This window comes from Coprococcus sp. RTP21428st1_C9_RTP21428_210409, from assembly GCF_040227395.1.
Taxonomy (GTDB): Bacteria; Bacillota; Clostridia; order Lachnospirales; family Lachnospiraceae; genus Coprococcus; species Coprococcus aceti.
Genome location: NZ_JBEHVV010000034.1, coordinates 18,963 through 29,858 on the forward strand (window position 1 = coordinate 18,963; position 10,896 = coordinate 29,858).

Sequence of the window (10,896 nt, forward strand, 5' to 3'; positions counted from 1 at the left end):
TTCCTGTCAATCATACCGTTTTATATTTTGTTAATTAACTCAACACTTAAGTCCAGTGATATTCTTACAGGAATAAAGCTTGTTCCTGGCTCACAGTTCATCACTAACTTCAAGGGACTTTTAGAGGGTGGTGCGAAGACGAGTGGAGTAAACGTACTTCAGGCTATGCTCAATTCGTTAATTATCACAGTACCTGCAACAGCTCTTCAGATCTACTTCGGTTCTCTGACAGCTTACGCAGTTACAGTTTACAATTTCAAGGCAAAGAATTTTGCATGGGGCTTCATATATGCTATCATGATGATTCCTCAGCAGGTATCTATCGTAGGTTTCATCAAGATATGTAACCTCACACATATTTATGGTTCATATCTTGCAATGATCATTCCAGCGATCGCAGCACCAACAACTGTTTACTTTATGAAGCAGTACATGGAGACTGGCCTCTCAGTAGAGATCGTAGAGGCTGCCAGAATTGATGGATCAGGAGAAATTCATACGTTCAACTCGATCGTACTTCCTCTTCTGAAGCCAGCTATGGCAACTCAGGCAATCTTCGGATTCGTTGCATCATGGAATAACCTGTATACACCTTCTATCATACTTGCTACAGAGAGAAAGAAGCAGACAATGCCAATGTACGTTCAGGCGTTAAAGGCAAATGATAAGTCAAGAGATTGGGGTCAGATCTATTGTGGACTTTTCACAACTGTTATTCCAATCCTCGTAATGTACTTCTTCCTTTCTAAATATATTATTGCAGGTGTTGCACTTGGTGGTGTAAAGGAGTAATATATATTGTAATCAATTAAATATAATGTAGGTATCGATGACTCTTGGGTCGATCGATACCCGCATTATATTATTTTTTTTTACGAAACAATAAGCGAAGAGGACATTTTGAATGAGCGAGATATCAAACAACAGGGAAGAGAGCAGAGAGAATGACAGGGGAAAAGAGAAAGAACCACTTCTGAGACGGGCAATGGATGCGTTTGGAACTATATTTGCACTTAATGTGTGCTTTGTAGTTGGCTGTATACCTATATTTACAGTGGGAGCATCGCTGTCAGCTCTTTATGCTATGTGTATAAGACTGCAGGAGGATGAGGAAGAGACGGTTGTCGCCGGATTTATCCATGAGTTTAAGAGAAACTTTAAACAGTCGACCATAGCGTATTTCTTTATTCTGCTTGCGATATTTGTAATGTATTTTGAATTCCTGCTTGTCAAGAGAGTGACGGGATTCATATCTACATTCTACACAGGAATTCTTGTGACAGAACTTATATTTATGGGACTTATTGTTCCGTTTTTGTTCCCGTTGATAGCCAGATACAACAATAAGCTGGGAACCACGGTGAGAAACTCACTGGCTTTGGCTATCACATATAAGGGATCATGGTTAAAAGTATTTATCGCATGGTTTGCACCTATATTTATATGCGTGAGATACCCTATTATATTTGTGAATATATGGTACCTGTGGGTTTTATTCATATTTGGTGCGATTGCATACGGAACCAGTACGACGATGAGGAAGATATTCAGACTCAACGAGAAGAAACTGGAGGAAACCGCCCGAAAAGCCGAGGAAGAGGCGAAGAAGGCAAAGGAGGAGGCTGAAGCTGCTGCGAAACTGTTAGAAGCCGAGGCTGAAGCTGAAGAAAAGGATAAAGAGGATACAGGGAATAAAGAAGACTTGGATTCGGAACAGGCATAAAGCCTGAAGATAGTGATATTTCCCATAAAAGAGGTTAAAGAGAAATCTTTAACCTCTTTTTTTATGAAAAAGTGTCACATTTATGATAATGTAATCGTTATATATAGTGAACGTTCAAAAAAGACAGAATATCTAGGGGTGTTCATGGCGGGGAGCACATGAAAAAGGATAGGGAAATTATGCATAATGATAAGAAAGACAGCGAATTGATAGCAGAATATTATGACAAGTACGAACAGAAGTTATACAGGCTGTCGTATGCCGTATTGGGAGATATATGGCAGGCGGAGGAGGCTGTACAGGAGACATTTCTGAAAGTCATAAGATACAGGAATATGATAAAAAGGATGCCGGAGGAGAAGAGGTCGGCGTACATAACCAAGATTGCAAGAAATATCGCTGTTGATATGTACAGGAAAAATAAAAGAGATAAAGAGGCTGTGTGCAGTCTGCAGGGGGATGACGATTCCACGGAACTTGCAGACAACATCCTGTGGAGTCATGCCGATCCATCGGTGAAGAGCAATATGGCTGATGAGGTGGAGAACAGACAGTTGATAACAGGCATACTTGGAAGATTATCTGATGATGATGCCCTAGTGCTCCAGCTAAGGATAGTGCGGCAGCTCAGTGTAAGAGAGACAGCTGATCTGATGCGGCTGACAGAGGCTGCGGTCCGGAAGAAATATGAGCGGGCGGTAAAGAGAGCGCGAAAACTGCTGATGAAGGAGATGATGCTGGATGGAGAATAGGAATATGGAGAATGTTGATAACACGGACAATACGGTTAATATAGACAAGCTGTCTGAACATGAATTTTCGGCAGAATACAAAGCTAAAAAGGAAAGTCTGCTCGCCGGAATGAGAGATATGGAGGAGTCCGGCAGACCGACAGGCCTCGGGAAAAGACATGGAGGAATGGAGAGATTTATCAAGGTTGCAGCACTGCTGCTGTGTGGTGTGATCCTTATACCGGTATCGATCCATGCTGCGGTCAGCGTGTATAGATTTACGATCGAGAAGAATGGTGATTATGCAAGTGGAACGATAGAGCTCAATGACGATGGTGTTGCCACAGCTGCAGATGACACCGAGAGCACGGAGACTCTGGACGCGATGAAAAAGAGAATGGCGGAGGAGGAAGAAAATGGAACACAGAGCATAATGAAAGGAAGCGATGGTAATTCATACATGATAAATTCTGGCAAAAGATACGTGGAGATCACTCTTGATTATCTGCCGGAAGGCGTGGTTCAGGTCGAGGAATGTAAGTATGACAGCCCGGACAGGAAAGGATATATGGGAATATCCATAGCGGCAACCCAGTGGAATGGACAGTCGAATACTGTGATAAACCGAAGCATCGAGGATGCCACAGTCAGACAGGCGGGAAGTTATGAGTACCTGTTGTTTGAGAGGGGAGGAGTTGATTGGGGATTTGATAGAGTGCTGTACGTTCCGATAAAAGAAGAGTCCGTTATTCTGACTGTGTATATCGGCTGCGATATAACGGATGAGGAACTGGACAAGATCGTGACCGGAATAAATGTCAAGGATGCTGAGGGCGATGATCCATCTAACTGGGTCGGAGTTGACTCAACATTTTATGATGACAATCCGGATAATGTTGATACGATCCAGGTGGATGACAAGTACACATTTATAGGATTGGACGAGTCGTTTGTTGTGGATGGCGTAGAGATGACGGTAAACAGTGTGAACGTATACGATGACACCCGGGGAATAGATCCTGCGGATATGCTCTATGTTGTGGGAGATCTCAAGGAGAAAGGTCTGGTGGATACGGACGGAAACTTTGTGGATGTCAGATGTCGGAGGATGAACGAAGCGACAGATAACAGCTTTACAAGCTGGGGAGATTATAATAACAGCAGCTTGCGGATGGTTGCGGTGGATATCACATATAAAGCGGACTACAGAGCATATCCGTATGACGATATAGTTATAGATCTTGAGAGGGGAGAAAAACTCTCGGGGGACAAGCTGGCGCCACCGGTTGACACGAATTATTATTGCGGAGATGGTGAGCCTCGTGCGAGTTATGAAAGACGGATGACATATGGAGTACCTGCGTATGTAGTAGATGACGGCACAGAGATTACTGAAAAGAGCGTGGATGGCTACTGCTGCCTGAAGAGGGATGGCGAAGAACATTTGCTGACGGTGTATTTCCTTGTTGACGAGAGTGAGCTTGAGGATTGTTACATGCAGGTAAGTCCGAGCAGTTCAATGGCAGGTTATTATGAGTATATGACAATATATCTTGGTGAAGGAGAGTAAATATGAGGAAAAGAAGATGGATGATATGTGCAGCTTTGGTTTGCCTTGCGATGGCGTGCGGTGGCTGCGCGGATAAGAAAAAGGAAGCAAACACGGCGGTCATAGAGGGCGATGATATCAAGGAATACAGCAGCGGAACGGACACGTCCGGGGACACCGAGAAGGATGCAGATTATGATGACAGTGTGGGTGGACTTGCCAGAACACTCAGCATTCCGACCAGCGTAAGTGTTGATATACCTGTTGAAAATTGCGGAACTTTGGAGTCTGCAAGCATCAAAGCGTCGGAGATCAAGACTCCGGATGCCGATAAGATGTATACTAAGAAGTTCACCATGGGCAGCATAGGAGCTGAAGACAGGGAGACGATACTCAAAAGCATATTTGACGAGGAGGATGGAGTTTTCGAGTATCCATATGATATGAAGGACAGTGTGACACAGGAGCAGAGAGATGAACTGTTCGCTCATAGGGGTGCCGATGTGGATTACAGCAAGGATTATTTTATTGGGAAGATAGATGGAGTTGAATACATACTGTATTTTTATGATCTGTCGTGGATATCAGATGAGGGATTTTCTATCCAGCTTGCGGTGACGGACCCTGTTCCTGAAGATATGGCGGACAAGGGTGCGACATTCACGGAGTATACCTCATGGGATCCCGCGGAACTGATAACGGCAAATGAAGGGAATCCGTCGGACGTTCAGACTGATGAATCCAATATGAGTGGCATGGATGAGGATGCCGGAATGGTAAAAGCGCTGGACTACATGGACAAATGGGGCTTTAATGATGTGGTCCCTACATCACAGTCGGAGCTTTACCGCCAATATAGTGATGAGTATGGAGAGGTTGTAGGATATGAGAAGGATGGATACTCTGTGACATTTCAGGCGTCCGTGAATGGACAGCCGCTCTATCAGCCGGATGCATTTGGCATAGACACCATCTCAAACCAGAAGAATGCGGAGGATAGTGGTTCGTTTTCTGCAGAGAAATACTACTATACGGAGCAGTCCACATACAGTATCGCATTTACAGGAGAGAAACTTACGGGATTTACATGTACTTGGCCGATGAAGTCCGCGGGGGATATTCAGGATGCAGGGACACTGATCACCTGGGATTCTGCGGTGACAAGCCTCAAGGGAGTCATGGAAAGCCACTTTGCGGATTATACCGGATATAATTCAGTGGAGTTCAACGATGTGAGACTCACATATTTCAGGATAAAGACAGGGGACGGCGAGTATGAGGCTATACCTGTGTACTCATTTGCACAGTTGGATTCGGATCATTCCGACACTTACCCGATACAGCTTGTACTGATAGATGCGAGGGATGGAAGCGAGGTCAGCATGGTTCAGGATGAGGCGAGATTCCTGAATAAATAGACCACAAATGAGTTGCATATTTGGCTGTGTAATTGTGCATGTCTGCTTGACAACAGAGAGCGTACATAAGTATAATTAATTGCGATAAAATAAGTCATATTGACTATATTAGGAAAGGAAAAACATCGGTTTCGGTGTTGCAGAGGGTTTATATGGTTTACAGTGTTACGGTTACACAGCTTATAGAGAAGATGGATCTCAAGAACCATACTCCGGAGATCGATACGGATAAGATACTTATCCAGGATCCGGGTATGAACAGACCGGCAGTACAGTTTGGTGGATTCTTCGAGCACTTTGATGCAGGAAGAATACAGATTTGTGGTAATGTTGAGCATGCCTATGTGGCAGCTATGCATACTGAGGAGGAGAACAAGCGCATCATGGATGAGTTCTTCTCATACAAGCCACCATGCCTTATATTCTGCCGAGGCCTTGAGCCATATCCATTTATCATAGAGATGGCAAAGAAGCATGGGGTTCCGGTACTCACATCCGATGCGGTCACATCTGCATTTGTACATGAGGTGGACAGATGGCTGCATGTGGAGCTGGCTCCAAGAATATCGGTGCATGCGGTTCTTGTCGATGTATACGGCGAGGGCGTACTGATCATGGGTGAGAGTGGAATCGGTAAGTCGGAGGCGGCGCTGGAGCTTCTGAAGAGAGGACACAGACTTGTTGCGGACGACGTGGTTGAGATCAAGAAGGTCAGCGATGCAACTCTTGTAGGAAGAGCTCCTGACATAACAAGGCATTTTATTGAGCTCAGAGGAATTGGAATAATAGATGTGAAATCACTGTTTGGTGTTGAGTGCGTTAAGATAGATCAGAATATCGATCTTGTCATCAACCTGGAGGAGTGGAGCAAAGATACAGAATACGACAGACTCGGACTTGAGGACAATTATATGGAGTTCCTGGGAAATAAGGTGGTAAGTCACAACATACCTATCAGACCGGGAAGAAATATCGCGATCATAGTTGAGTCGGCGGCTGTAAACCACAGACAGAAGAAGATGGGATACAATGCAGCTCAGGAGCTTTATAACAGAGTTACACAGAATATTATGAAGGGCAACGGCGGTGGTGACAAGCAGTAAATGACTGCCGGCCGTGATATTACAATAAAAAGCGGAGAATGTGGAAGGAGAAAAAACATGGCTAAGTATGTATTTGGAGTTGATGTTGGAGGAACTACAGTAAAGATGGGACTTTTTACCGTTGAGGGCGAACTGCTCGACAAGTGGGAGATCAAGACCCGCACAGAGGACGGTGGAAAGAATGTTCTTCCGGACATTGCTGATTCTATAAAGGAAGTTATTGAAAGCAAGAAGCTTGCAAAGGAAGATGTTGAGGGCGTTGGAATCGGAGTTCCGGGACCTGTCAAGGAGGATGGAACGGTTCTCAAGTGTGTAAACCTCGGATGGGGAATACTGAATGTTGAGGACGAGCTGGAGAAGCTGGTCGGATATCCTGTAAAGGCTGGAAATGACGCAAATGTCGCTGCGCTCGGAGAGATGTGGCAGGGCGGTGGCAAGGGCCACAGCAATCTGGTAATGGTAACACTTGGAACAGGTGTTGGCGGCGGAATCATACTCAACGGCAAGATGCTGTTCGGCGTGAATGGTGCCGGCGGTGAGATCGGACATATATGTGTTGACGATTCAGAGACTGAGACATGTGGATGCGGAAACAAGGGATGTCTGGAGCAGTACACATCTGCAACAGGCGTGGTAAGACTTGCGGGCAGAGCTATGGCAGCTTCAGATAAGAAGTCAACTCTCCGTGAGCTCAAGGCTGTTACTGCAAAGGATGTATTTGACGCAGCAAAGGCAGGAGACGAGCTTGCACTTGAGATAGTTGATACACAGGCACGTATCCTGGGTCGTGCGCTTGCACAGATAGCATGTGTAGTTGATCCTGAGATATTTGTAATCGGTGGAGGCGTGTCAAAGGCGGGCTCCATACTTACAGATTCAGTAAAGAAGTATTTCGAGCATTATGCATTCCATGCATGCAGACAGACAAAGTTCGCGCTTGCACAGCTTGGCAATGATGCAGGTATTTATGGAAGTGCATGCAGCATACTTGGAAGGTAATTGACCTGAATGTAATTTCGGTAAAATTTACCAGTAGAATTTGTGAAAATATCCAAAGGTTTTGCGAAAGATGGTAAATTTATATTAAATTTTAATATTGAATTATAAAAGTCTTTAATGTATGATGAATTTAATGGTGATGAATAGTGCCGTAAAATCCAATATATTAAAGACTTTTATTGTGTATGTTAAGAAAAAAGCAGTTCTCTGTGACAGAGGGTGCTTTTACTTTTGTTTTAAAATACATGCACATGTGAATAAAATATAGAAGACAGATTGTATGAGGTTGACATGTCAGATTTAGAAATATTGAACAGTATTCGAGAGATAACCGGAGAGAAGAATGCAAGCGCAGATGAGGTGATGAGCGCACACACTACCTTCAGGGTGGGCGGTCCTGCCGACTATTTTGCGAGTCCTTCTGATGCAGATCAGGTTGCGGGGCTTATAGAACTTTGTCGGAAATGTGAGATACCGTATTTTGTCCTTGGTAATGGCAGTAATCTGCTTGTGTCGGATGCTGGCTACAGGGGCATGATAATCAATATAATGGACAATATGAATGGGATAACAGTTGACGGTGATGTGATAACAGCCCAGGCCGGGGCAAAGCTGGTGAGAGTCAGCAGACTGGCAAGGGATAATTCGCTGACCGGTCTTGAGTTTGCTTCCGGGATTCCCGGTACTATAGGCGGTGCGGTGTATATGAATGCGGGAGCTTATGGTGGTGAGATGAAGGACGTTGTCACCAGTGTCAAGGTGATGGATGCCGATGGACATATATATGATATGTCGTCGGATGAACTGGATTTTTCGTACAGACACAGTGCTGTGGAGGCTGAGGGGCTCATAGTTCTTGAGGTTACCATGAAGCTGGCAGCAGGTGTGCAGCAGGATATAGATGACAGAATGAAGGAATTGTCGGATTCCAGAAGAACAAAGCAGCCGCTCGAGTATCCGTCGGCGGGCTCTACATTCAAGAGACCTGAGGGATATTTTGCGGGTAAACTTATAATGGATGCAGGACTCAGGGGATATTCTGTGGGAGGAGCACAGGTGTCAGAGAAGCACTGCGGATTTGTTGTGAACAGTGGCGGTGCAACCGCTGCTGATGTGACAGGTCTGATCCGTGATGTACAGAAGAAGGTTATGGATCAGTTTGGCGTGATGCTGGAGCCTGAGGTGAAGATGCTTGGCGATTTCTAGCATTTAGTGAGACAGGGAGAACAGAGCATGAGATTTGTTATTGTGACAGGAATGAGTGGAGCAGGAAAGGCAACGGCGCTTAAGACGCTTGAGGATGCCGGATTTTTCTGTGTTGATAATCTGCCTATCCAGCTTATAAAAAGATTTGCCGAGATCGCTTATGATGAGCAGATCCAGGTGGATGATGTTGCTATCAGTGTTGATATCAGAAGTGGAAGGGCTTTGTCACAGCTCAATTCGTGCCTAGCGGATATCAGAAGAGAGGGTATGAATTATGAGATCCTGTTCATTGAGTGTTCCAATGCAACTCTGGTAAAGCGTTATAAAGAGACTAGAAGAAACCATCCTCTTTCGGTCAAGGGTGGGCGAATAATAGATGGAATAAACAAGGAGCGTGAGCTTATTGGCTTCCTCAAGGAGGAGGCTGATTATATAATCGATACTACCAACCTCCTTGTGAGAGAGTTTAAGGCGGAGCTTGACAAGATATTTGTGCAGAATGAGGAGTATTCGAATTTCATAATTACGGTCATGTCATTTGGCTTTAAGTATGGAATACCGAGGGATTCTGATATAGTTCAGGATGTGAGATTTCTGCCTAATCCGTACTATGACCTTGAACTCAGGGAGAAAACGGGAAACGACAAAGAGATACAGGACTATGTTATGAACTGCAAGGAGGGCCCTGAGTATCTGGAAAAGTTTATAGATCTGATAACATTTTTGATACCGAATTATATCAAGGAAGGCAAAAATCAGTTGGTCATTTCCATCGGCTGCACAGGCGGAAAACACAGATCCGTCACGATAGCCAATGCTGTCTATGCCCGTTTGCAGAAGTCAAAGTATACAGTGAGGATAGTTCACAGGGATATTTTGAAGGATTCAATAGTCAAGAAGTTGTAGCATGTAATAACAGATAGTATAGCAGGTGGAATATGTCATTTTCTTCAGACGTTAAGATGGAGCTGGCAGGGAATGTCCCGGGAGCGAGGCATTGTCAGATAGCTGAGCTGGCTGCGATGATCTCAATGGTGGCATATGTGAGATATTGGGCCGGCAGACCGGCCGGGCTGGTGATAGTTACAGAGAGAAGTGTTATCGCAAAGGAGATAGCTTCCCTGATAAAAAGGCTGTTCAGATATATTCCGGACTCAAGTGTAAGAAGGACCGGAGCTGACAGCAGAGTATACAGGATGGAGATCAATTCTCCAGAGATTGTCAATACGATACTGATGACCTTGAAGATAGAAAACGAACATGAGTGTGAAGGACTGATACAGTGTCAGCTCATGAAGGTCAGCAGGATGGATGTTCAGCAGGATTGCTGCAGAAGAGCATATATAAAAGGAGTGTTCATGACCTCGGGATCAATCAGTGATCCGAACAAGGGATACCACATGGAGGTGGTGTGCGAGAACGAGGGAAGGGCACAGTTCATACAGGAGATAATAAACGGATTTGGTGTGGAAGCCCGCATAATACAGCGGAAGAAATACTACGTCGTCTATCTGAAGGATGGAGAGATGATAGTTGATATGTTGGGAATAATGGGGGCACACATATCCCTGATGAATATGGAGAACATAAGGATCAGGAAGGATATCCGTAACAATATCAACCGCAGGGTCAACTGTGAGGCCGCAAACCTCAACAAGACCGTGAGCGCTGCCGTAAAGCAGATGAATGACATTAATTACATAATAGAGACAAAGGGCATAGGATATCTGCCCGATAACCTTCAGGAGCTGGCGCTTGCCAGACTGGAGAATGAGGATGCTTCCCTTAAGGAGCTTGGTGAGATGATGACGCCGCCGATCGGTAAGTCGGGGGTTAATCATAGATTAAGAAAAATAAGTGAAATCGCAGAAGAAATGCGGGGCTGTTGATGAGCCCAAGGAGGATGTAATGATCGAAAAGACAGTTGTTGTATCAATGATGGGAGAGGCAGAGGAAAGACCTGTTGCAGTTCTTGTACAGATTGCAAGTCAGTATGACAGCAAGGTTCACCTTGTTACCGGAGATAAGAGAATCAATGCTAAGAGCATTATGGGTATGATGAGCATGAACTTCGAGAATGGCAGTGAGCTCACTATAGTTGCAGACGGTGCTGACGAAGAGGCAGCAGTCAATGCACTTTCAGAATATCTGACAAAAAACAATAAGT

The 10,896-nt window shown here is 44.7% G+C and carries 11 protein-coding genes; all 11 read left to right on the forward strand.

The features are described from left to right. Positions 1–27 precede the first annotated feature (27 nt). Entirely contained in the window at positions 28–792 is a 765-nt protein-coding gene (locus tag ABUA34_RS08190; RefSeq protein ID WP_349823138.1) for a carbohydrate ABC transporter permease, read from the forward strand. A 112-nt stretch (positions 793–904) separates the two neighbouring features. Continuing rightward, positions 905–1,723 carry a YesL family protein gene (locus tag ABUA34_RS08195; protein ID WP_055143836.1) on the forward strand — a complete coding sequence of 273 codons (819 nt, stop codon included), beginning with the start codon at positions 905–907 and terminating at the stop codon, positions 1,721–1,723. Positions 1,724–1,902: 179 nt separating this feature from the next. Next, the gene (locus ABUA34_RS08200; RefSeq protein ID WP_015533294.1) at positions 1,903–2,475 is read left to right on the forward strand and encodes an RNA polymerase sigma factor; all 573 of its coding nucleotides are present in this window, start codon (positions 1,903–1,905) and stop codon (positions 2,473–2,475) included. After that, positions 2,465–4,024, forward strand: a complete 1,560-nt coding sequence (locus ABUA34_RS08205) for a hypothetical protein (RefSeq protein WP_015533293.1) — start codon at positions 2,465–2,467, stop codon at positions 4,022–4,024. Before ABUA34_RS08200 ends, ABUA34_RS08205 begins: the two co-directional genes overlap by 11 nt. A 2-nt stretch (positions 4,025–4,026) precedes the next feature. Then, positions 4,027–5,421: a hypothetical protein gene (locus tag ABUA34_RS08210; protein ID WP_015533292.1), complete on the forward strand. Its 1,395-nt coding sequence runs from the start codon at positions 4,027–4,029 to the stop codon at positions 5,419–5,421. Positions 5,422–5,573: 152 nt separating this feature from the next. Then, positions 5,574–6,524 (forward strand): HPr(Ser) kinase/phosphatase, encoded by a 951-nt coding sequence (hprK, locus tag ABUA34_RS08215; RefSeq protein WP_015533291.1) that lies wholly within the window; start codon positions 5,574–5,576, stop codon positions 6,522–6,524. 57 nt (positions 6,525–6,581) lie between these two features. Then, entirely contained in the window at positions 6,582–7,523 is a 942-nt protein-coding gene (locus ABUA34_RS08220) for an ROK family glucokinase (RefSeq protein WP_349818425.1), read from the forward strand. A gap of 291 nt (positions 7,524–7,814) precedes the next feature. Further along, on the forward strand, positions 7,815–8,729 hold the full coding sequence (murB, locus tag ABUA34_RS08225; RefSeq protein WP_349818426.1) for a UDP-N-acetylmuramate dehydrogenase: 915 nt from the start codon (positions 7,815–7,817) through the stop codon (positions 8,727–8,729). A 27-nt stretch (positions 8,730–8,756) separates the two neighbouring features. Next, positions 8,757–9,635, forward strand: a complete 879-nt coding sequence (rapZ, locus tag ABUA34_RS08230) for an RNase adapter RapZ (RefSeq protein WP_015533288.1) — start codon at positions 8,757–8,759, stop codon at positions 9,633–9,635. Positions 9,636–9,667: 32 nt separating this feature from the next. After that, on the forward strand, positions 9,668–10,618 hold the full coding sequence (gene whiA / locus ABUA34_RS08235; protein ID WP_015533287.1) for a DNA-binding protein WhiA: 951 nt from the start codon (positions 9,668–9,670) through the stop codon (positions 10,616–10,618). A gap of 19 nt (positions 10,619–10,637) precedes the next feature. Then, positions 10,638–10,896, forward strand: a 259-nt coding sequence (locus ABUA34_RS08240; protein WP_015533286.1) for an HPr family phosphocarrier protein, incomplete at its 3' end; no start/stop codon positions are given.

Coding starts and splice junctions, on each gene's coding strand:
- murB (WP_349818426.1), top strand. CDS start 7,815: ATGTCAGATTTAGAAATATTGAACAGTATTCGAGAGATAACCGGAGAG.
- hprK (WP_015533291.1), top strand. CDS start 5,574: ATGGTTTACAGTGTTACGGTTACACAGCTTATAGAGAAGATGGATCTC.
- ABUA34_RS08220 (WP_349818425.1), top strand. CDS start 6,582: ATGGCTAAGTATGTATTTGGAGTTGATGTTGGAGGAACTACAGTAAAG.
- ABUA34_RS08205 (WP_015533293.1), top strand. CDS start 2,465: ATGGAGAATAGGAATATGGAGAATGTTGATAACACGGACAATACGGTT.
- ABUA34_RS08200 (WP_015533294.1), top strand. CDS start 1,903: ATGCATAATGATAAGAAAGACAGCGAATTGATAGCAGAATATTATGAC.
- whiA (WP_015533287.1), top strand. CDS start 9,668: ATGTCATTTTCTTCAGACGTTAAGATGGAGCTGGCAGGGAATGTCCCG.
- ABUA34_RS08195 (WP_055143836.1), top strand. CDS start 905: ATGAGCGAGATATCAAACAACAGGGAAGAGAGCAGAGAGAATGACAGG.
- rapZ (WP_015533288.1), top strand. CDS start 8,757: ATGAGATTTGTTATTGTGACAGGAATGAGTGGAGCAGGAAAGGCAACG.
- ABUA34_RS08210 (WP_015533292.1), top strand. CDS start 4,027: ATGAGGAAAAGAAGATGGATGATATGTGCAGCTTTGGTTTGCCTTGCG.